Source organism: Acinetobacter genomosp. 15BJ (assembly GCF_000400715.1).
Lineage (GTDB): Bacteria > Pseudomonadota > Gammaproteobacteria > Pseudomonadales > Moraxellaceae > Acinetobacter.
In genome coordinates this window covers 576,645-599,155 of record NZ_KE007347.1, presented here as the reverse complement: position 1 = coordinate 599,155, position 22,511 = coordinate 576,645, and the positions used below count along the sequence as shown (strand labels likewise).

Genomic DNA, 22,511 nt, shown 5'->3' with positions numbered 1-22,511 from the left:
TCGAGCCCCTTTTCTTTTGCTTAAAATTTTGTTTTTGATTTAATTTTTATTTTAGAGCTATCTTTTACCACCTGCATGACTGGGTAGCTTCGTGTTTCCTTCACACCAGGGAGCTGCCATAAAATCTGCCCCGCAATCCTGCGAAACTCCTCCATCCCCGCACTCCGCAGTTTAATCAAGAAATCAAAGCCACCACTGACCATATGGCATTCCACGATCTCAGGATATTGCGTCACTGCATCGATAAAATCATCCAGTACATGTGGTGTAGTCTTATCGAGCAACACTTCCACAAAGACCAAAAAACTGGCATTGAGCTTATTTGGATTGAGTTTTGCCTCATATCCCAAGATAAACTCATCCTTGGTCAGCTTCTGGACGCGGGCCATCACCGCAGTCGGTGATAGGTTCACTAATTCTGCTAATTTACTATTAGAAATTCTCCCATCTGCTTGAAGAATATCCAGAATTTTCAGATCAGTTCGATCTAATGTATAAATAGGGCCATTCAACTGAATTTTCCTCTAAAAAATAAGTAAATTATAGTGAGTTACTCGGGATTCATTCTGTAATCATAAATTATCTAAACCTCTCTACTCAATATGTTCTAGAGATTGTTATTGGAATTTAGTATGAATACATTGGATACTCCCGCACAAATGGAAACAGCTCACATCGACGGTTATATTACCGAATTTAAAGAAAAAAGTGAGTTTGAGCAACGCATTAATACAGCATGGCGACGTGCTGAGCCTGAAGCAGTCGCTGTACTTGCTGAAGCCGCAAACATTTCCCCTGATCTTGACCACAAAATTTATGAACTTGCATTTAGCCTAGCGCATAATTTACGTGAACGTAAAAGCTCGGCTGGTAAAGCAGGTATTGTTCAAGGTCTTCTACAAGAATTCTCACTTTCTTCACAGGAAGGTGTAGCGTTGATGTGTTTGGCAGAAGCTTTGCTTCGTATTCCAGATACAGCAACTCGTGATTTATTGATTCGCGACAAAATCAACCAAGGTAACTGGAAAGATCACGTCGGTCAAAGCAACCTGATGTTCGTAAATGCTGCTGCATGGGGCTTAATGTTAACTGGCAAGTTAATGGAAACACCGAAGCAAACCAGCTTATCGAGTGTCTTGACTGGTCTTTTGGCGCGTAGCGGTCGCGGCATCATCCGTAAAGCGGTCGATGTTGCAATGCGTATGATGGGTGAGCAATTCGTTACGGGTGAAACCATCGAAGAAGCACTTGATCATGCAAAACCATTTGAACACAAAGGTTTCCGCTACTCATACGATATGTTGGGTGAAGCTGCGCTGACTGACCATGATGCTGAGCGTTATTATAACGACTACACGCAAGCGATCCATGCCATTGGTAAAGCATCAAATGGTCGTGGTGTTTATGATGGCCCTGGTATTTCAATCAAGCTATCTGCTTTACACCCACGCTATCAACGTGCACAAATTGATCGTGTTCATCACGAACTTTACAACAAAGTCTTCGAACTCGCGTGCTTGGCAAAACAATATGACATCGGTTTAAACATCGATGCTGAAGAATCTGAACGTTTAGAAATTTCCCTCGAGTTGCTTGAGCGTTTATGTTTCGAGCCAAAGCTTGCGGACTGGAAAGGTATTGGCTTCGTTATTCAGGCTTATCAAAAACGTTGTTTCTACGTTGTTGATTATATCGTTGATCTTGCAAAACGCAGTAACAAACGTCTCATGATCCGTTTGGTGAAAGGTGCGTATTGGGATAGCGAAATCAAGAAAGCGCAAATTGATGGTATGACTGACTACCCTGTGTTTACTCGTAAAGTTCACACTGACTTGTCATACATTGCTTGTGCGAAGAAACTTCTTGCTGCACCAGATCAAGTCTATCCGCAATTTGCAACACACAATGCGCAATCACTTGCAACAATCTATACTTTGGCTGATCCAAGCAAATATTACCCAGGTCAATATGAATTCCAATGCTTGCACGGTATGGGCGAACCATTGTACGAACAAGTGGTTGGATCTAAAGAAGATGGCAAGTTAGGCGTACCATGTCGTGTTTACGCACCTGTGGGTAACCATGAAACTTTATTGGCTTATTTAGTCCGTCGTTTACTTGAAAATGGTGCAAACACCTCATTCGTAAACCGTATTGCTGATAAAACATTAAAAGTTGAAGACTTGATTCAGTCTCCAATCAAAGATATTCAAACTTCTGCGAAAGACGAAGGTCAGCTTGGCTTAAAACACCCTGCGATTCCACTTCCGCATGACCTTTATCCATTACACCCCAACTCAAATGGCTTTGATCTAAATAACGATCAACCATTAACAGACTTAGATGCAACTGCACAAAAACTTCGTAACCACGTGTGGAAAAGTACACCATTGCTTGGTTTTGAATCGACAGTTCATGATGAAAGTAATGCACTTGCAATTACAAACCCTGCACAGAACAGTGAAGTTGTAGGCTATGTCAATGAAGCAACTAGTGCGGATGTACAACTTGCACTTGAAGCAGCAGTACAAGCACAACAAAGCTGGGCTGCGACAGATAAAGCAGAACGTGCAGCTTGCTTAAAACGCGCTGCAGATTTGATGGAAGCTCGCATTCAAGAGTTGATGGTATTACTTTGCCGTGAAAGTGGTAAAACCTATGCCAATGCGATTGCAGAAGTTCGTGAAGCCGTCGATTTCTTGCGTTACTACGCGACACAAATCGAAAACTTGCCTGCAAATGCACAAGTAAAGCCACTGGGTACCGTATTGTGTATTAGCCCATGGAACTTCCCTCTTGCGATTTTCTCTGGTCAGATTGCAGCAGCATTGGTCAGTGGAAACTGTGTGATTGCCAAACCTGCTGAACAAACACCATTGATTGCAGCACAAGCGGTTCAAATGCTTTGGGAAGCTGGCGTGCCACATGGCGTTGTTCAACTTCTTCCTGGTCGTGGTGAAACCGTTGGTGCGCAATTGAGCCAAGATGATCGCGTTCAAGGCATCATGTTTACTGGTTCGACTGAAGTTGCAAAAATTTTGCAAAAGACTGTCGCAAAACGCTTGTCTCCAAACGGTCAACCAATTCCGTTAATCGCGGAAACGGGTGGTCAAAACGCGATGATCGTAGATTCTTCTGCGCTAACTGAACAAGTGGTTCTCGATGTCGTCAGCTCTGCATTTGACAGTGCGGGTCAACGTTGTTCTGCACTTCGTATCTTATGTGTGCAAGAAGACAGCGCTGCAACAGTCATCAAAATGTTGAAAGGCGCAATGCAACAGTTGATCGTAGGCAACCCTGCAATCTTAAAAACTGACATTGGTCCTGTAATTGATACTGAAGCAAAACAAACCATCGATACGCATATTCAAAAGATGAAATCTAAGGGCTACCCTGTTCATCAATTGATGTTTAACGATGCGGTAAGCCAACAAGCGCTTGCACAAGGTACATTTGTTCCGCCAACAGCGATTGAATTACCAAACCTTGACGACCTAGAACGTGAAGTCTTTGGTCCTGTATTGCACATCATCACTTATAAATATGGTGAGCTTGAGCAATTGATCGATCGTATCAATGCTAAAGGCTATGGCTTAACCATGGGTCTACACACACGTATTGATGAAACCATTAATACAGTGATCCAACGTGCTGAGGTGGGTAACTTATATATCAACCGCAACATCGTGGGTGCAGTTGTAGGCGTGCAACCATTTGGTGGTGAAGGCTTATCGGGTACTGGTCCTAAAGCGGGTGGTCCGCTTTATATGTACCGTTTGATGGAGCATTGTTCAGAGAAAGTATTGGCAACCCCATTTGCGGTGAAAGCTGAAATCTCTAACTTTGATGCAGTATCAAATGTTGCTTATCAAAGCTTATTGGCTTGGGCAAACCAAAATATGCCTCAAGCAATTCCAACGATTCCAGCATTTGGTGTAGGTAAGTTCTACGAGTTGCAAGGCCCTACTGGTGAAAGCAACCAATACATTATCTTGCCTCGTCATCGTGTGCTTTCGATTGCGAATGATGAAGCAAGCCAGCTTCAACAATTACTTGCAATTTTCTCCGTCAGCAGTACTGCGGCTGTGTTGAAAGATAATGTGTTCTTAGTAAAACACAAAGCGTCTTTACCAAAAGATGTTTTAGATGCAATCACTGTGATTTCAAGTGTTGAAAAAGATGCGTTTGATGCAGTGCTTCATCACGGTTCTGTTGAACAGTTGCAAGACTTGCAAACTAAAGTTGCGAATCGTTCAGGTGCGATTGTCGGGATTACCCAGTTACAAGCAAATGAACAAATTCCTTTAGAACGCCTAGTCATTGAACGAGCAATTAGCGTAAACACTGCTGCTGCAGGTGGTAATGCGAGTTTAATGACTTTATCTGAAGACTAATTTTCCGTCTCTTGCGGAACTTCAAACGTTCCTCATCCTAGCCCGAATCATGTTTACATGGTTCGGGTTTTTTATTATTTTTTAGATCACCTTATTCCTATTATAAAAATGAGACCATTTAGATGCATTTTTTCTCGGCTCCTGAATATCAACCCAACTGCGCTCAGCTTTTTGAGGATTATAAAAATAAGATCCAGCAGCTTGTTCCTTATGCCATTATTGAGCATATTGGTTCATCCGCCATTCCCAATGCAATTTCAAAAGGTGACCTAGATATTTATATTGAAGTACCCGCCCATCAATCTTTAGATTCAATTGAAAAATTACAACAGCTTAATTTTAAAGAAAAACTTGATACACTACGTACTCATGAACTTTGTATGCTGGAATCAAAACAACATAATGTGGCATTGCAAATCGTGGTGACAGGTTCAGAATTTTGCAATTTCATCACCTTTCGGGATCGATTAAGAAACTCACCCAGCCTGACCCAGCAATATAATCAGCTCAAACAAAGATGTGTTGGCTTATCTCAAGACCAATATCGGCAAATTAAAGCAGACTTTATCCAATCTGTACTCGCCTTAGGCTAAGCATATAAATAAGTGAATATCATAATTTCCTGCACCTTAGCGCGCTTTTTTGATACCATTCCCGTTTAGATTTCACCTGTAGTTTTCTTTTTTATGACCGTATCTTACCAACAGCAACTTCAAGAGAAAGTTGAACGTATTACCACACAGTTTGCATCGTTCAATCCACCTGCTTTAGAAGTGTTTCAATCGCCTGAACAACATTTCCGTATGCGTGCAGAATTTCGTATCTGGCATACCGAAGATGATTTGTTCTATGCCATGTTTGAACGTGCTGGAGATGGAAAACAAAAAGAAGTTATCCGCGTGGATGCGTTTCCGATTGCGGATCAAAGCATCAATGACTTGATGCCACGTCTATTAGATGAATTAAAAGCAGTTCCTATTTTATCGCAACGTGTTTTTGAAGCAGACTTTCTCTCAACCTTAAGTGGAGAGATGTTGGTCACCCTGATTTACCACCGTAAATTAGATGCTGAATGGGAAACAGCGGCTAAAGCACTAGCTGAAAAACTGAATATTAAAATCATGGGACGTAGCCGTGGCCAGAAAGTGATTATTGGCGATGACTACGTGGTTGAACAACTTAATGTTCAAGGTCGCACGTTTAAATACAAACAAATTGAAAGCAGCTTTACCCAGCCTAATGCGCAAGTGTGTCAACATATGTTGGAGTGGGCTTGTGATGCTGCACAAAAGTCCGAAAAAGACCTTTTAGAATTGTATTGTGGTAACGGTAACTTTACTTTGCCACTCTCTTTGAAATTTAAGCGTGTTCTCGCAACTGAACTTGCTAAATCTTCAGTCTACGCAGCGCAATGGAACATTGAGCAAAACCAGATTGAGAATATTCAGGTGGCACGTTTATCTGCCGAAGAGTTTACTCAGGCATATCAAGGTGAACGTGAATTTAGGCGTTTACAAGAAGCTGAAATCGACATGCAAAGCTACGATTTTGACACGGTTTTTGTTGATCCACCGCGTGCAGGCATCGATGATGAAACGCTCAAACTATTACAAGGTTTTGAACGTATTCTCTATATTTCATGTAACCCAGATACCCTACATGACAACTTAAAAACACTTAGCCAAACCCATCGAATTGTGAAGTTTGCAATGTTCGATCAATTCCCTTTTACCCATCATGTGGAATCAGGTGTTTTGCTTGAAAAGATTTAAACAAATTATTTCAACGTAACAGTAATTTATAAAGGGTTCGAGTAACCCTTTATTTTTGCTCAAAGTATATTTATAAAAAAATGATATTTTTCAAAGGTCAAGTCATTCAAATGTCATAATTTCGTTAAATTTTAAAAGGCTAATCGAAAAAATTGAAGTTTAACTGCTGCTTTTATCACTTAAGCTGACTTGTATTTTATTTTAAAGCGGCTATATTTCGAGCTATGTTAGGTTGTATATGAAGGCTCTATGAGTTTTTGGCAAAAACTGTTCAATGCAGATGAACAATATAACGAACACAAGAACCAAACTTCTTGCGTTGAAAATGATTGTTCATGCAAAACCAATGAACAACTGTTGGATGCTTTAGTTAAAGCAACAGATGAAGATGTCATTAAAGGCATTAAGAAAGTACTGATTTCTCGAGGTTACAGCCGCAAAGAATTACTTGCGATGATCAAGCCACCAATCCAATAAAAATAAGCTCACCCCTGATCTCTTTTTATTAAGAGATTAGGGTCATCAGCATTATATGCACTTCTCTCTATTCACTTCTGCGACAATTGGCCCTAAATTAAAAGTTTTATCATGGCGTTTGGTTTGTGCTGAATACACACTGGAAATTGAACCATCTAAATACAATGCATTGTCTATTTTCAACTGCTGCTTAAAAAACTGGGCAAATTGATAAAAACTGACACGTTGCTGTGAAATCACAAAATATAACTGATTAGCTTTAACCCCAACCCCATTTCTAATTTTTAATGAATTCGAGTCAGCGAGAAACTGGCTGTTGATTTTACCTTGATAGACCAACATTGGTCCTGACTGCGTTGCAAACTCAGCTTTAAATTGATCATGCTTATAATCAGCAGTGGTTTTAATCACAGCATGATGATCATTCCAAGCAACTACGCCATTGGGCTGCATAAAGAAATTACCAAAGCCCTTCGCGACATTAAGCTTAGCTAGCTCCTTGCCATTTTCGATATACAAACCCACGGGTTGAAAATCAGCATGATACATTCCCGCATTCATTGCAAAATTGAGTTTCTCACAAGCAGGTAGCGCTTTTTGGATAGCTGCAAACTTCTGATAATAACGATTGCTCTGAGGTTGCTTTAAAAATAGTTGCAACTGATTTAGATGCTCGACTTTAATCACATCATATTTCTGCTGATTCAATTGCAAGGTTTCATGCTGCATCGCATGCACAGCCGAGCTCGCTAAAAATGCAGATGTTAGGAAAAACCATTTTTTCATCATAAATACGAAGTTTAAGCATAGATTTGCGTCATTGTCCCATAGCAAGGCATACCGCAAAAATAGCAGATACAAACGCCACACATAATCATGAACTTGGTGCTGCAAATAGGCTCGATTGATTCACATTTTTTCACTAAAATACCAGTGTAAACATCATAGTATCGACATGCAGCAAAAACACCCACGCTATTCAATTGGCGCTCACCTCATCGTAAAAAACTTTGGCTATAGCCATCATGGTATCTATGCAGGTCGTGGACGGGTTATTCATTATTCTGGGTTTGCTCATATTTTTAAAAAGCATCCGATTGAAATGACGTCTATCCAGCGTTTTGCCCGTGGTAAACCAATTTATACGAGACATTATCAATCCCCACGCTACAAAGCCAAAGCTGTTGTACGGCGTATGCGCTCACGCATGCATGAAAATCACTACCACCTCATTATTAATAACTGCGAGCATTTATGCACATGGGCAATCACTGGGATTGAATCAAGTACACAAGTTGAACGTATGCAGCGTCGTCTAGCAACCATAGGCTACGTTAGCTCAGTCATGAGCTATATGAACAGCCTGATGCTCACCGTTGCCACCGCATGTTTTGCCATCGTGTTATACATTAAAGTTATGCTACGTCGGCAAGCAAAGAAATCTGTACCGGCCTACTTGCGACTCAAAGAAAAACGACCGAAAAAATAAGACTTGACTCTGCGTCAAAATGTTATTTTTAACGCAATTATTGCTTTTTAATTTATCTTGCTTTAGTATTTCTAGCGATACACATCGTATCCCATCCATATTGAGGGTTTTATGTTGGAGATAGCAGTAATCTGGTAACTACATTTCAATCACATATTGAAATTGGTTATCTTCGCGAATTTTTTGGCTTCAAGCCTAACTTTGCTTCTGATTACTTATATCTGGATAACAACATGAACTTATCTAAGTCCGAACAACGGACACTTCACGTCTTGGCTAAAGGCGGAAAAATCGTAAAACTTCGCAATAATGCTGGTCAAACCATCGCTGTAGAATGCTATAGCCGAGAAGGTTTCTTGCTGTCTGATTGCAACCTCGAAGTTTTTAATAAGCTAAGAAAGAAAAAACTAATCAAATCCTGTAATGGGCAGCCCTATCAAATTAATCTACATGGGCTTAGATCTGTACGCCCTCAGTTAGACAATCGTTAACAATCATAGGTTTGGATAAACCCATGATTGTTAACGATTGTCTATCCTACTGTTGGATCAATCAGGTCTATCCAAATTACATATGGTTTATTTTTGAGAAAGAAAATGGAACTAAACGTAATTCAAAATCGCTTAACATTTTTACGTGAAGCGGAAAAATTAAAAAACGTGACTCGCTTTTCACATACATCAAATGGCCGTCAGGAAAGTACCGCAGAACACAGCTGGCGTTTATGCTTAATGGCGGTGATTTTTGCAGATCAATTTAAAGACATTGATTTTGAGAAGTTACTGAAAATATGTTTAATTCATGATCTTGGCGAAGCCATTCATGGGGATATTCCAGCCATTCTGAAAGATCAGTTTCCAGCTAAGAATCAGCAGGAAAAACAGGATCTTTATCAATTAACCGAATGTTTAGATGATCAACCTCAAATGTTGATTCGATCACTTTGGCAAGAATATGAAGATGCAACAACACCAGAAGCAAAAATCGTTAAGGCATTAGATAAGTTAGAAACCATCCTTCAACACAATCAAGGAATCAACTCACCTGATTTTGATTATGAATTTAACTTAAGTTATGGAGAAAAATATACAAATGACTCTCCGTTACTCAAACAAATTCGAGCAATTTTAGATGAGGAAACGCAAGAGAGAATTAAGATGAATATACATATTCGCGATGAAAATCCATCCGACATTGAGCGTATTTTTAATTTAACCAAAGCCGCTTTTGCGACAGAACAACATTCAAGCCATACCGAGCAATTTATTGTGAATGCACTACGTAATTCCAATCAGCTTACGCTTTCCCTAGTCGCGGCTTGTAACAATAAGATTATTGGTCATATTGCCTTTTCGCCCGTACAGATTTCTGATGGTACAACAACAGGTTGGTATGGACTTGGTCCGATCTCGGTACTCCCAGAATATCAAGGTCAAGGAGTAGGTTCTAAACTGATGTATGCTGGTATCGAAGCGCTTAAAGATTTGGATGCTGTGGGTTGTGTTTTATTAGGTGAGCCAGAATACTATGGTCGATTCGGTTTTAAAGCAGACTCAAGACTGGTATTAGCAGGCGTCCCTGCCGAATATTTCCAGATCTTGCCTTTTACTGAATATGTACCAACAGGTGAAGTGGTTTATAGTGATGCATTTAATGCGACTGAGTAAGGAAGTCTAACTAAGGACTCACGCTGATTCAGCGTGAGTTTTGCCTGATTTAATTAGCCACAATAATAATGCCTTCAACGTAGCAGCTTAAAGCAAAAATTGACACCAAGCCCCAGCTTTTCTTAAAAAATACGTATCATTCTTTGTATCAATCCATTTACTACCATTTGATGCCGTTGGTCCAAACGTACCAAAAAAAGGACCGGTGACATTAACGACAAACTCACCAGAGTTTTGAGATAAACGTAAAGGTGGTAATAAATTCTCAGTAGCTATAATGGCTTTAAACTCTACATCAATATTTATGTTTTCATAACGACCTGAAGTTACACTCGTTGAATAAGCTACAAAGTTATGCTTTATATTTCTTGCAACTATATGCACATCACTCACTTTAACAGCTTGACCTGAAAAAAATATTACAGCCGCTGTCTGATTCGACTGTGTACCATCATGCTGTAAATCAGATAGTCTAATATTCTTGATCGTATCAAGTTCAGACATCATAGGATCTTCATTCGTATAAAATAGAACTGCATTTCCCTCTAGTTTATCGTAACTTTGTGATCCAATAGTAACATCCTCACATGAAGCTAAGTGAATTCCTCATTTTGCACTATATGTACTATGTACAGCACTAACAATATGTTTATTGATATGAATATGCTTAACATGTGAAATAATTAATGCTGCAAAATTATTTAACCCTTTTGTCGTTGAACAGTCTTCATTAATTAAAGTACCGATACTAATATTAGTATGATAGTTAAAAGCTCCTGTCCGATTACCGCCAAGTATTTTTAGGCCTCCACCACCTGTTGCTGCTGAACCTGCTCCTGTATTTCTTGTTTTAATATAATTCATATGAACATTATCAATTGCATAAACTCCACCAAAACGAATACCATGCTCAGCTGAATCCTCAATATCGATAACATTAAAGGATAAGTTTTTAGTTGCATTATTATCTAATGTCGATTCTAGCAGAACTCCATTTTGACCAGCACTGCCAATGCCACTTGTCATCAGACCTCGGGCATAAATATACCCAAATTTACTATCTTGACAGTCTCGAAAATATAATCCTGTAACATAGTTATTCATCCATACGATATCAATCTTAGATTTTAAGACTTTATATATTAAGATATGTGAACTAAAGTTTTTAGTATAAATTGATCCAATCTCTATATTTGAAACAAAAGAATTCGTTAGGTTTGAACTAAGCATACACCCTATATTTAATGATTCATTTAAAGATTCTATAAATATAGATTCACATTTTACATTTGATTCAAGGATTCTTAAACCATGGCCACTTTGAATCGTTAAATTTATACCATCAATAATATATGTATTTGCATAAACTAAAACTGACCAATCTTGATGTGCTTCTAGATTCAACAACTTCGATGAATTAAATAAAATTGTATTACCTTTAAGCGTAAGACTTCCTTTAAAACAATAGGTTTTATTTTTCTCAAATACAATTAAACTATTAGTATTCTGCAACAAAGCATGTAGTTTTAAAGTCTCATCTGAACCGTCTCCCAACAAACCATAATCTTTAGAATGAATTATGTCTTTATTCTTACTTTCTTGGGTACGGCCTACCCATGTTGTAACCTCTGTGTCTGTTATCATATTATTAACCTCTAATTTTAATTAAAATTTTTTTATAAGAAAAATAATCAATTAAGCAAAGTTGATTTCCTTTGACAATTTCAAAGCTTTTTCAAATATCTCTGCATAGCCTGCAATCAACTCTGCTTTATCCGTTCCATTTATAATTCGTCGCGCATTGATATAATCTTTTCCATCCTGATTGATGTAATCCGCGAGTTTTTTACCTGTGAACATGCCTTTTTTCATACCGACAATCATGACACGGGCTGCAATATCTGCTTGTAAAGCAAGCTTTGGATTTTTCACTAAATCAATTTTTAAGTAATCTCCCATTCGCTTATAGTTTGCCAACCAGGTCAGTTGCACATAGCCATAGCCGATATAGGGATAATATTGCTTAGACTTTAGATATTTTTCTGAACCATATTCAATCACTGGTTGCATGGTTTTAGCCGTTTCATGCCAAGCCGTTGCCAAGATATAAGCAGCTTGAGTGGGGATAATCGTCTTATCTTCGCCCAGTAAAGAAATGAGGAAGTTGATGCCATCGACTTGAGATTGACTCAACTTGCCAAATTTTTTGCGTAAAATATCGAAACCGTCTTGTGTTATTGTCATGTCATTTTCCTTTTTATAATAAAAAACCGCCCGAAGGCGGCATTGGATTGAATCTATTATTTAAAATTTGTCTTTAAAGTCTTTCACCTCTTTTGCTACATCTAAAATGGTTGAATTTTCTCTGGCATTAATATAGTTAAAGCTCCAGCGGATAATCGCCCAAACGGGTAATCCACACAGAAAATACAAACCGCCTAATGCGAATGCGCCATAAGCATTTTCACTCCATGCTTGCAAGCCAAAATGCTGGATCACAAAAGCACCACCCGCAATACTGCCGACTGCGGTTGAAATGAGTGAAACCACCCATTCACGTCGAGACTTGGGTAGTCGAGTCATAATCACAACCATCCAAGCCAAAAACATAAAGCTCAGTGCCATGAAGACAATAAAAAATACTCCATACGATTTAATCACGGCTGCAATCCCTGCACCCGCTGAAACAACCTCTGTCATTTTGTCCTCCATAAATAAAAAGGCCTCAACTTGTTTAAAGATAAGGCCTGGTTTGAGTAGATTGATCTTTCAGTTTCCAACCATCATCACTCCCATGGTTCTTGAAAAAATTTAATTTAGACAGATTGTGGATAATGCATCATCCAACTTTGCTGATCATGGAACTGCACAAAGTCCCCGACCTTGACTTCTGAACCCAAGATTTCACCATGACTGGTTAAGTGGTAATAGACGCCATCTTCAAGTTCAGCGGGCATTTTATAATCCAAACTGGCATAGGCTTCACGCAAATCAAAATCAAGCTGAGTTAAACCCTCCTGTGCAACGACTTGATAATACTTTGGCAATTTCAATGCATTACTTGAATGCCATGCTCCGACAAACTCATAATCAATATAAACATTCATCGATTGAGAACTGGTAATTTCAAAAGTCACAATTGGGTTTTCAGATGGATTATCTTGGGTGTAAGTGACATTATTTAAGCTATTAAAATCACCCAATACCACCACGAATTTACCAGCGTCAAAGTGACTATAAATAACAAAGCCCTGCTCAATATTGTTCACTGTTACTTTATTTTTAGGCTCATAATCCACACCCAAAATCACAACTGACTGGTTAGTAGTATTTGAATGGGTAAATGAAAATCGACCTTTTTGTGCTTGAAAATAAGCTGAAATAGCTAAAGATCCATCGACCACTTCTCTTATTTTTATAGAACCTAATTGATTATTTCCGTGTATATAAGTCATACCTACTAGGTCAGCTGTGGTTCGCATGACGGCAGGTACAATGTCTGCATAAGAAAGAATGTCTAAGTGTTTAATTGAAAAAGAACCCAACATCATATGATTGACACAATTCATTTTAATCACCTTGAGTTATTTATTGGCTTTTAAAGCATCCACTTAATAAAGTTAAAATGGACGATTGCATTTCTACGGATATAAAAAAACTCGGCTCCTGACGGATACCGAGTTTTAGGCAATAAAAAAGCCCGCGAGATGCGAGCTTTTTACTTTTGGTCGAAGTCAAATGTAATACGACCAGTATATAAAAACTATAGCCTAGTTTCCGAAATAATGGAATCCCTATGCGTGCATATTTTTGTAAGTATTTTTTCGATATTGTTCAATCGTAGTCTCAGCCTCAAGGATAGCCGTTTCAATCGTCTGAATCATTAAGCTTTCATAACCCTTCCATGTCTTTCTATAACTATCAACATTCATCTGATGGCGACTAATACCTGCATAAGCAAGACGCCCCTTGGCTGTATAGTTTTCCTCTAAATCAGGATCTAACACAAAATCTAATACCATCCGTGCTATCAATCCCGCCAAATGGTACATCGCAATACGTTCTGGCTCTCGTTTTTTATCTCGTACTGCTTGTTCAATAAATACTTTAGCCAAATGCTGACGGACATCGTCATAGTCTTGCTTGCTTTTATGTTCGAACACAATCAATGCCGTGACCGACTTTGCCAGTGGTGTAGACATTGATGCAATTGCACCTAAACGATCTTCGTAACTCAATGTTCTCTCGCCTGTACCACGCACAAAAGGCTCGAAATTTGGCGAACGCAAGCTTAGCCCCTGCATTAACCATTCAAATTTTTCAAACTTTGCTACATTTGCATTCATAACGTCACCTCTTACTGATTATATATTTTGTGATTTAGCGATCATTGTATTTGTTGCGGTTAGTGATACTTTTCTCTCGCTTCAACAATATTCATTGCCTGATGAATTTCTTCAAACCGTGTTTTAGTACAAGGTCTGGTTGCACTTTTGATTTGAGAAATATAACTATGAGCACAGCCTAGAACGTTCACTAAAGCTTTAGCTCGCCCCTTTTGCTCATCCAACCAAGTACTGAACATATGGATCTGATCTTCTGTGGCCTGATTCGCAATTCTTTCGAGTCGCTTTAATTCTTTTTGTGTTTTTTCTTGAGATACAAATTTTACAACATGGCTTGGTCTTGCTTTCAATCTTTGTTCATAGCTATTTTGGATTGTTGTGATTGCATTACCTTGAGCCAGCCATGCTTCAATTTCTGCATTTAAGTTCTGCTTAATATGCATATTTGGGTTGATTGACTTGTTCATACCGCACCTCTAGCATTTAACCTAATCGACAGACCAATTATATTAGCAAACTAATATTAATTCAATAAGAATACTAATTTGACTTCACATTAGCTTGCTAATATTCTTAATTCATTGATTTAAGGTGCATTAAAATGCTTAAAGATCGGCTCAAAGAAGCAAGAAAAAAAGCCAAGAAGTCTCAAAAAGATGTGGTTGCTGCTGTTGGCATTACCCAATCTGCACTTAGCCAGCTTGAAACAGGGCTGGTAAGCTCATCATCACATTTGCCTTCGATTGCTAATTTTCTAGGTGTAGATGCCTATTGGCTGCAAACAGGTCTCGGCAGTGCTACGCCAAAAGAATCAGGTCATGATGATATTTTGAACATCACCCCGGTAAAGGCCAATATGGCGCCCGTATTGTCTTGGGTGCAAGCTGGTGTGTTTACCAATGTTGAATCGGTTGATATCACACAGATTGAGGAATGGCTGCCACTACCCGATGATTGTGATGACTGCTTTTATTTAAAGGTACAAGGTTTAAGTAATTATCCTGTCTTTCATGAAGGTGATTACATTTTAGTTGACCCTACTGTGCAATATAGCGATATGCAATCGGGTGACATGATTGTGGTGAGAAAACATGAAGATGCGACATTTAAGCGCCTTGTTATCGAAACCGATAATTCACGATACTTACAAGCACTAAATCCGGAATTCAAGCCCAACATCATTCCCTTAGATGAAGAATGTATTTTTGTCGGAGAAGTCGTCGATTCCATTCGCTATATCTACCAATCCAAACGTAGATCCAAAATAAAACATAGCTAATTTTTCAAGGATTTACTTATTAGTATTCTTATTTAAATCTAATATTAGTATCTTAATTATTTATACCAGAAAACTGATATTAAAAAGCCTAGATGATGATCTAGGCTTTTTATTCAATGTAATATTACTTCGCAGCAGTTGCTTCAGTTGTAATATTCACAGTGATCTTATCACCAACATTTGGTACGTAGTTGCCAATACCAAATGCTGAACGATCAAAGCTGGTTGTTGCATTAAAACCAATTGCAGGTACTTTCGCCATTGGGTGCTCACCTTGTTTATTCAGCACAGCATCCAACACCACTGGTTTAGTCACGCCTTTAACCGTTAAATCGCCTGTAATTTTAAAGTGCTTCTTGTCTTTAGTTTCTACTTTGGTACTTTTAAAAGTAATGTTTGGATATTTCGCAGCATTAAACCAAGCTTCTTCTTGGAACTCTTTGTCTAAAGCAGTAACATTAGTATTTACACTGCTTAAAGGAATCGTCACTTCCACAGATGAATTTGCAGGTTTTGCATTATCAACTTTAATTGTCCCTTGAATATCAGTGAAATTTGCACTTGGTGTAGAGAAACCAAAGTGATTCCAGCTGAATACTGTTGCAGTATGCGTTGGGTCAATTTTATAGTCGACTGGCGCAGCCAATGCTACCGAACTAGCTAAAGCGACTGCTAAACCGAGGCTTAATGTTTTAAATTGCATTTTTCGTATCCTTGTTTGATATAGTGATTAGTGTATAGATCAAGTATTTTTATTCACTAGTCTTTATAAAACGATATGTTTCACCAGTGCAACAATAAAAGCGTTACAGCACTTATCAAAAATCAATATCATAAGACCATTCGATACTGGACAATTGATCGGCAAGATCACATGATCAATCGGTATATTTTGATTTAGATACTTCACGATAAACAACAAGGTAAAACATGACACATACAGCACAAGCACTCAGTACAACAACACCTTATCGCGTTACATTGACGGATCCTGCTGGCCATACATGGTATGCAGATGAGCCTACCGATAAAGGCGGTCAAGATACTGCACCTAACCCAGTTCAGCTTTTGCTTTCAGCTTTAGGTGCCTGTACTACTATTACTTTAGAAATGTACGCCAATCACAAAGGGATTAAGCTTGATCATGTTCAGGTTGATTTAGCCTTAAATCCCAATGGTGAACCGGAATCAGGACACAACAATATTGAACGTAAAATTATCTTAAAAGGTGAATTTACCGAGGATCAGCATAAGCGTTTATTAAAAGTCGCAGAAAGCTGCCCGATTCATAAGTTATTAACATCAAATATTTCGATTCAGAGTGAATTAAGTATCGGATGAGTAATATAAATATGGTCTTTATGTTAAAGACCATATTTATAAAAAATTAATCTTGAACTGACAATTCAGTTCCTGAGAGTCAAATTCTTCCAACATATGCTGAGGCTGAGGAATGATCTTTTTTGCTTCTGGGCTTATAATCATATAAATTAAGTCATACCAATTCACTTCACTTTTGTCATCTGGGCAGTAGAAAAGCCCCTGTTTCTGGTCCAATTTAATATATTTTTCGTCGATACTTCTTAACTCATAACCACATTTATTGGTTATGAGCATGTTAACCAGTTCTATAATTTTGGTCTTATACTGCGGAAAAAACTCTGGTTTTTCAAAATTATGAACCATATCCAAGCTTGCCATCTTCAAAAACCGTGTTTCATACTCATCAATACAATCAATTCCAAATAATCGCCAAGTGGATAAATTTTCGATTTCGTTTAAACTTTGAATTAAACTGTCTGTATATTTAAATAATTGATATTTACATAGATTTTGTTTTGGATCTTCTGTGCAAAGAATTTCTGTATCAAAACCTATATCGAGATCAGCCATGGTACTTTGTTCGAATAAAGCTTCTCTAAGTTTTAAACGCCAGTCATCACTCTCAAAATAATAAGTCTGGTTAGCAGCGATTCGACAAATTATTGAAAATAAATGTGGTGGTATATAAGTCATAATCGTTGTTATTTAACCTATTGAATAAGAAAATCTTTAATAATTTTTTAAGTATATATCAACATTGATTTGAGATGCTCAATTTACATACGTAAAAAAGCGCTCAAATCAGAGCGCTTTTTTATACCACTTAATTTGATTAAGCAGTCAATTCTTTAACCGCAGCAACAACCGCTTCAGTAGTAATACCGAAGAATTGGAACAGGTCTTTCGCTGGTGCAGATTCGCCGTAAGTGGTCATACCGATCACTTTGCCGTCTAAACCAACAAACTTCCACCAGTAATCCACATGAGCTGCTTCAACCGCTACACGTGCACGAATATGTGCAGGTAATATAGCTTCACGATATGCAGCATCTTGCTTCATAAACTCTTCAGCACATGGCATAGACACTACACGCACACCTTCAAGTTGTGCATATGCTTCCATTGCCAATGAAACTTCTGAACCTGTTGCAATGATGATTGCTTTTAACTCGCCTTTCTCTTCAGCAAGTACATAGCCACCTTTTGCAGCATTTTGAATTTGAGCTTCATTACGTGCTTGGAATGGTAAGTTTTGACGAGAGAAAATAAGTGCAGATGGACCATCTTTACGTTGTAGCGCAGATTTCCAAGAAATAGCTGCTTCAACTGTGTCACATGGACGCCAAGTATTTAAGTTTGGTGTACCACGTAATGATGCAATTTGTTCGATTGGTTGGTGCGTAGGACCATCTTCACCTAAACCGATCGAGTCATGTGTATAAACATGAATCACACGTTGCTTCATTAATGCAGACATACGTACTGCATTACGTGCATATTCCATAAACATCAAGAATGTTGCAACGTAAGGAACGAAACCACCGTGTAAAGCCACACCGTTCGCAATTGCAGTCATACCGAATTCGCGAACGCCGTAATACACGTAGTTACCCGCTGGGTTTTCTTGTACGCCTTGGCAACCTTTCCAAAGTGTTAAGTTAGAACCCGCTAAGTCAGCAGAACCACCTAATAATTCAGGAAGTAATGGACCGAATGCCTGTAAAGTATTTTGGCTTGCTTTACGTGTTGCAATTGTTTCTGCTTTTGCATTGGTTTCAGCAATAAATGCATCTGCTTGTGCAGCAAATTCAGCAGGTAAATCACCATTGATACGGCGCAATAATTCAGCTGCTTCAGTTGGATATTTTGCTTGGTATTGAGCAAATAATTCATTCCAAGCTGCTTCAGACGTTTGACCTTTTGCTTTTGCATCCCAAGCTGTATAAACATCTTCAGGGATAACAAATGAATCTTCTTTCCAGCCTAATGCTTCACGGGTTAAAACGATTTCGTCTTTACCCAATGGCGCACCGTGGCAATCTTCTTTACCTTGTTTATTTGGTGAACCTAAACCAATAATCGTTTTACAGATGATGATGGTTGGTTTATTGGTTTCAGCTTTCGCTTCCACAGTCGCTTGACGGATTGCATCAGCATCATGACCGTCTACACGAAGGACTTGCCAACCATAAGCTTTAAAGCGTTGTTCAGTATCATCACTGAACCAACCTTCAACTTCACCATCAATCGAAATACCATTGTCGTCGTAGTAGGCAATCAACTTACCTAGACCCAAAGTACCTGCAAGTGAACATACTTCGTGAGAAATACCTTCCATCAAGCAGCCATCACCTAAGAAACAGTAAGTGAAATGATCAACAACATTTAAACCGTCTTTGTTGAACTGCGCTGCTAAAGTTTTTTCAGCTAATGCAAAACCAACTGCATTTGCAATACCCTGACCTAATGGGCCAGTTGTTGTTTCAATACCAGGCGCATAGCCATATTCTGGGTGACCTGGTGTTTTAGAATGTAATTGACGGAATTGTTTTAAATCTTCAATAGATAACTCATAACCAGTCAAATGCAATAATGCATATTGCAACATTGAACCATGGCCATTCGATAATACGAAACGGTCGCGGTTCGCCCATTGTGGGTTCGTCGGGTTATGATTTAAAAATTCACGCCAAACAACATCAGCGATATCTGCCATCCCCATTGGTGCACCTGGATGCCCTGAGTTTGCTTGTTGCACAGCATCCATTGCCAAGACACGAATTGCATTTGCAATACGACGTTCATTTAAAGGGGTTGTCATAAGTCAGAATCCGATTAAATCAAATAAGATGAGAGAAGATGAGAAACCATCTTTCAAAAGATGCGACTATTGTCTTAAAAAAACGCCAGTGGGTAAAGTCCAATACACGATATTTCTTATTTTTCGCTGATTCATCTGTCATTCTGTGGGTAAATGCTCATGTGATAAACAGAATGTAAATTAGAGGCGAACAATTTCGACCCTAAATTACAGATTTATTCATATAAAAGGACATTAATATCAGTTTCCCTGATACACATATCAATAAAAACATAATGAAAATGAAATAAATTCATGCTTTTTAGTCAGCTTGTGCTAGTCCTATGCGTCAAGTCGATGTAACATACTCTGTCTTTTTGAAAATACCAATGATAGGACGTTCATGCGCGAGTATGCTGTTTTTACTTCAGAATCTGTAAGCGAAGGTCATCCAGACAAAATGGCTGACCAAATTAGCGATGCAATTTTAGATGCAATCCTAAAAGAAGACCCGTATGCGCGTGTCGCTTGTGAAACATTAGTAAAAACAGGTGCGGTTGTTCTTGCTGGTGAAATCACAACAACAGCAAATGTGGACTTTGAAGCGATTGTACGTCAAACCGTAAATGGTATTGGCTATCACCACTCAGACTTAGGTTTTGATGGTTCAACTTGTGCCGTCATCAACATGATCGGTAAACAATCTCCAGAGATTGCACAAGGTGTTGACCGCCAAAAGCCAGAAGATCAAGGTGCTGGCGACCAAGGTTTAATGTTTGGTTATGCAAGCCGTGAGACTGATGTGCTCATGCCTGCTCCTATCTCTTATGCGCACCGTTTAATGGAGCGTCAAGCAGAATTACGCCGTTCAGGTACATTACCTTGGTTACGCCCAGATGCGAAAAGCCAAGTGACATTTGCCTATGAAAATGGCAAACCTGTTCGTTTAGATGCAGTTGTATTATCAACACAGCACGATCCTGAGATCTCTCAAATCCAGCTTAAAGAAGCGATTATTGAAGAGATTGTTAAGCCGATCATCCCTGCTGAAATGTTCCATGCAGGCACTAAATTCCATATTAACCCAACAGGTATGTTTGTAATTGGCGGCCCTGTAGGTGACTGTGGTTTAACAGGTCGTAAAATTATTGTAGATACTTATGGCGGTATGGCACGTCATGGTGGTGGTGCTTTCTCTGGTAAAGATCCATCGAAAGTTGACCGTTCTGCTGCTTATGCTGGTCGTTACGTGGCAAAAAACATTGTTGCCGCTGGTTTAGCAGATAAATGTGAAATCCAAGTGAGTTATGCAATCGGTGTTGCAGAGCCAACATCGATCTCTATTAATACGTTCAATACAGGTAAAGTATCAGATGAGTTGATTATTCAACTTGTACGTGAACACTTTGACTTACGCCCATATGGCATCACACGTATGCTCAACCTGATTCAACCGATGTATAAGCAAACTGCAGCTTACGGTCACTTTGGCCGCGAAGGTTCAGACTCTGCCTTTACTTGGGAAAAAACAGATAAAGTTGAAATCCTTAAAGATGCAGCTGGATTGTAATCCACACTGCTCTTCTATAAAAAAGCTCGCAAATGCGAGCTTTTTTATTTACCCCAAAATTATTTAGCAGAATCTGTATTATCTTGCTTAAACATCTCAAATAGTGAATTGCTTTGAACGGGCTGATCTTCTTGATGATGTTGCGTATACAAATGTGCAAGCTTAATAACAACGACAACGGCTAGACACGCCGCTACACAGAACATCCATAGACCATACGGACTACGAATATGGTGAGAACCACAATGTGGACACTCTTTATCAGTTGATGCAACAACCTTGTCACAACATGCACAATGATATTGATATAACATCATTAATTCCTCCTACCACTTATTTTTTATTTTCTTTTTACAACAATTTTAAATGTCGCACTTTTATCCTATGAAAAAAAAACCGAGAATTCAATCTCGTTTTCTGACCTATTCATTCAAATTAACAATTTTTTATGACAATTTGATTAGAATCTCGATTTTAAACAAATCTTTAAGTTCTTAATATTATTTTGATCTTTCACATAATTTGATAAAATAATCTTTTGAAACTGTGGAATACATCATGACCGAATTAATTAACAAAGGTGGATTTCGAGAACGAGCAAATCGCAGTCGTAAATACAAACAGTCAGAAAATGAGATAACAACCCTTCAACCAAGCCACTATCAGCCACAAAACAAAGAAGCCGATCTGCCTGCTACTCCAGAACCAACTCAGAATCCGCAAGAACAAAAAGATAAGCCATAAAAAAGCACACGCTATTGGTGTGCCTTTTTATCTACATTGAACTGAATCAGTTCACGTCTTTAAACTCAATTTTCTTTTGGTCAGGTTTTACTTCACGTGCTTCACCATCAATAATGGTTGAATCTCGATATTGACCACCACCTTGTTGGTCTTGCATATCCTGCATTTGACGCATTAGATCCGCAAATGGATTCTGACCAGCTGCACCACCGCCCATACCACCCATCATTTTATCCATCATGGCTTGCTGACGCTTGGCCATGGTTTTCATCAAGGCATTACGGAATGCCGTTTGAACAGGTGCAATTAAAACCAACACTGCCAATACATCAGAAATTAAACCGGGAACCATCAATAGAAAACCAGACATCGCCAACGCTAATTTCTTGGTGACCGCTGGATCACCACCCAGTTGGCCTGTCATCTGCATTTGCTGCAATTGAGGCATGATGCTCGATGTACTTGAACGAACCATATTCAAGCCAATAAAGAATGCGATAATGAACCAGAAAAAGACATACCACATACTTCCAACGAGGTCACCCACGCCAATCCAAACTAAAACTTCGGCAATTGTGCCAAACACCACGATAAGAAGTAGATTCATGTCAAATCTCGAAAATTAAAACCTTGTGCAATCTTGAAGAATC

At 38.7% G+C, this 22,511-nt stretch carries 25 protein-coding genes; 11 read left to right on the top strand and 14 right to left on the bottom strand.

From position 1 onward, the window contains the following. Window positions 1-20 precede the first annotated feature (20 nt). Window positions 21-512: an Lrp/AsnC ligand binding domain-containing protein gene (locus F896_RS11200; protein ID WP_004807694.1), complete on the bottom strand. Its 492-nt coding sequence runs from the start codon at window positions 510-512 to the stop codon at window positions 21-23. Between the two features lie 120 nt (window positions 513-632). Here F896_RS11200 and putA point away from each other — a divergent pair, with 120 nt between their 5' ends. The 4 genes from putA to F896_RS11220 all read left to right on the top strand — a co-directional run bounded on the left by putA (window position 633) and on the right by F896_RS11220 (window position 6,643). Then, window positions 633-4,394: a trifunctional transcriptional regulator/proline dehydrogenase/L-glutamate gamma-semialdehyde dehydrogenase gene (gene putA, locus F896_RS11205; protein ID WP_016163454.1), complete on the top strand. Its 3,762-nt coding sequence runs from the start codon at window positions 633-635 to the stop codon at window positions 4,392-4,394. A gap of 122 nt (window positions 4,395-4,516) precedes the next feature. Continuing rightward, window positions 4,517-4,987 carry a GrpB family protein gene (locus F896_RS11210; protein ID WP_016163453.1) on the top strand — a complete coding sequence of 157 codons (471 nt, stop codon included), beginning with the start codon at window positions 4,517-4,519 and terminating at the stop codon, window positions 4,985-4,987. Window positions 4,988-5,080: 93 nt separating this feature from the next. Further along, window positions 5,081-6,166, top strand: coding sequence for a tRNA (uridine(54)-C5)-methyltransferase TrmA (gene trmA / locus F896_RS11215; protein ID WP_016163452.1), 1,086 nt, complete (start codon window positions 5,081-5,083; stop codon window positions 6,164-6,166). 249 nt (window positions 6,167-6,415) lie between these two features. Beyond that, complete coding sequence (locus F896_RS11220; RefSeq protein ID WP_004653128.1) at window positions 6,416-6,643, top strand: hypothetical protein; 228 nt, start codon at window positions 6,416-6,418, stop codon at window positions 6,641-6,643. 51 nt (window positions 6,644-6,694) lie between these two features. On the opposite strand, the gene F896_RS11225 is transcribed toward F896_RS11220, so the two are convergent. Beyond that, window positions 6,695-7,432, bottom strand: coding sequence for a phosphodiester glycosidase family protein (locus F896_RS11225; RefSeq protein WP_032882170.1), 738 nt, complete (start codon window positions 7,430-7,432; stop codon window positions 6,695-6,697). 166 nt (window positions 7,433-7,598) lie between these two features. On the opposite strand from F896_RS11225, the gene F896_RS11230 reads away from it, so the two are divergent. From F896_RS11230 to F896_RS20395, 3 genes are all read left to right on the top strand, one after another. Further along, a complete protein-coding gene (locus F896_RS11230) occupies window positions 7,599-8,132 on the top strand; it encodes a lecithin retinol acyltransferase family protein (protein WP_016163450.1) in 534 nt (177 codons plus the stop codon). Window positions 8,133-8,365: 233 nt separating this feature from the next. Next, a complete protein-coding gene (locus F896_RS11235) occupies window positions 8,366-8,623 on the top strand; it encodes a YjhX family toxin (RefSeq protein ID WP_016163449.1) in 258 nt (85 codons plus the stop codon). Between the two features lie 105 nt (window positions 8,624-8,728). After that, window positions 8,729-9,799 (top strand): bifunctional HD family hydrolase/N-acetyltransferase, encoded by a 1,071-nt coding sequence (locus F896_RS20395; RefSeq protein ID WP_016163448.1) that lies wholly within the window; start codon window positions 8,729-8,731, stop codon window positions 9,797-9,799. An 87-nt stretch (window positions 9,800-9,886) separates the two neighbouring features. Here the strand turns inward: F896_RS20395 and F896_RS11240 are convergent, their stop codons facing one another. The 7 genes from F896_RS11240 to F896_RS11270 all read right to left on the bottom strand — a co-directional run bounded on the left by F896_RS11240 (window position 9,887) and on the right by F896_RS11270 (window position 14,612). Then, window positions 9,887-10,306 carry a hypothetical protein gene (locus F896_RS11240; RefSeq protein ID WP_016163447.1) on the bottom strand — a complete coding sequence of 140 codons (420 nt, stop codon included), beginning with the start codon at window positions 10,304-10,306 and terminating at the stop codon, window positions 9,887-9,889. Window positions 10,307-10,405: 99 nt separating this feature from the next. Further along, window positions 10,406-11,443, bottom strand: coding sequence for a hypothetical protein (locus F896_RS11245; protein ID WP_016163446.1), 1,038 nt, complete (start codon window positions 11,441-11,443; stop codon window positions 10,406-10,408). Between the two features lie 51 nt (window positions 11,444-11,494). Then, a complete protein-coding gene (locus F896_RS11250) occupies window positions 11,495-12,043 on the bottom strand; it encodes a hypothetical protein (RefSeq protein ID WP_016163445.1) in 549 nt (182 codons plus the stop codon). A gap of 60 nt (window positions 12,044-12,103) precedes the next feature. After that, window positions 12,104-12,499 carry a hypothetical protein gene (locus F896_RS11255; RefSeq protein WP_016163444.1) on the bottom strand — a complete coding sequence of 132 codons (396 nt, stop codon included), beginning with the start codon at window positions 12,497-12,499 and terminating at the stop codon, window positions 12,104-12,106. Window positions 12,500-12,615: 116 nt separating this feature from the next. After that, a complete protein-coding gene (locus F896_RS11260) occupies window positions 12,616-13,368 on the bottom strand; it encodes a hypothetical protein (protein ID WP_016163443.1) in 753 nt (250 codons plus the stop codon). 225 nt (window positions 13,369-13,593) lie between these two features. Next, window positions 13,594-14,145 (bottom strand): hypothetical protein, encoded by a 552-nt coding sequence (locus F896_RS11265; protein ID WP_016163442.1) that lies wholly within the window; start codon window positions 14,143-14,145, stop codon window positions 13,594-13,596. Window positions 14,146-14,204: 59 nt separating this feature from the next. After that, window positions 14,205-14,612, bottom strand: coding sequence for a hypothetical protein (locus F896_RS11270; RefSeq protein ID WP_016163441.1), 408 nt, complete (start codon window positions 14,610-14,612; stop codon window positions 14,205-14,207). A 134-nt stretch (window positions 14,613-14,746) separates the two neighbouring features. Here F896_RS11270 and F896_RS11275 point away from each other — a divergent pair, with 134 nt between their 5' ends. Beyond that, a complete protein-coding gene (locus F896_RS11275) occupies window positions 14,747-15,424 on the top strand; it encodes a LexA family protein (protein ID WP_016163440.1) in 678 nt (225 codons plus the stop codon). A gap of 124 nt (window positions 15,425-15,548) precedes the next feature. On the opposite strand, the gene F896_RS11280 is transcribed toward F896_RS11275, so the two are convergent. After that, window positions 15,549-16,127 (bottom strand): YceI family protein, encoded by a 579-nt coding sequence (locus F896_RS11280; protein ID WP_016163439.1) that lies wholly within the window; start codon window positions 16,125-16,127, stop codon window positions 15,549-15,551. Window positions 16,128-16,354: 227 nt separating this feature from the next. Here F896_RS11280 and F896_RS11285 point away from each other — a divergent pair, with 227 nt between their 5' ends. Further along, window positions 16,355-16,765 (top strand): OsmC family protein, encoded by a 411-nt coding sequence (locus tag F896_RS11285; RefSeq protein ID WP_016163438.1) that lies wholly within the window; start codon window positions 16,355-16,357, stop codon window positions 16,763-16,765. Window positions 16,766-16,801: 36 nt separating this feature from the next. On the opposite strand, the gene F896_RS11290 is transcribed toward F896_RS11285, so the two are convergent. Next, entirely contained in the window at window positions 16,802-17,440 is a 639-nt protein-coding gene (locus tag F896_RS11290; RefSeq protein WP_016163437.1) for a hypothetical protein, read from the bottom strand. 139 nt (window positions 17,441-17,579) lie between these two features. Continuing rightward, window positions 17,580-19,568, bottom strand: coding sequence for a transketolase (tkt, locus tag F896_RS11295; RefSeq protein WP_016163436.1), 1,989 nt, complete (start codon window positions 19,566-19,568; stop codon window positions 17,580-17,582). Window positions 19,569-19,950: 382 nt separating this feature from the next. Between tkt and metK the strand changes: the two genes are divergently transcribed. Further along, a complete protein-coding gene (gene metK, locus F896_RS11300; protein ID WP_004653111.1) occupies window positions 19,951-21,117 on the top strand; it encodes a methionine adenosyltransferase in 1,167 nt (388 codons plus the stop codon). 59 nt (window positions 21,118-21,176) lie between these two features. Here the strand turns inward: metK and F896_RS11305 are convergent, their stop codons facing one another. After that, complete coding sequence (locus F896_RS11305; RefSeq protein WP_004807761.1) at window positions 21,177-21,434, bottom strand: hypothetical protein; 258 nt, start codon at window positions 21,432-21,434, stop codon at window positions 21,177-21,179. A 241-nt stretch (window positions 21,435-21,675) separates the two neighbouring features. Between F896_RS11305 and F896_RS11310 the strand changes: the two genes are divergently transcribed. Further along, window positions 21,676-21,861 carry a hypothetical protein gene (locus F896_RS11310; protein ID WP_016163435.1) on the top strand — a complete coding sequence of 62 codons (186 nt, stop codon included), beginning with the start codon at window positions 21,676-21,678 and terminating at the stop codon, window positions 21,859-21,861. Window positions 21,862-21,907: 46 nt separating this feature from the next. Here the strand turns inward: F896_RS11310 and F896_RS11315 are convergent, their stop codons facing one another. Then, the gene (locus F896_RS11315) at window positions 21,908-22,468 is read right to left on the bottom strand and encodes an FxsA family protein (RefSeq protein WP_016163434.1); all 561 of its coding nucleotides are present in this window, start codon (window positions 22,466-22,468) and stop codon (window positions 21,908-21,910) included. Between the last annotated feature and the right edge of the window lie 43 nt (window positions 22,469-22,511).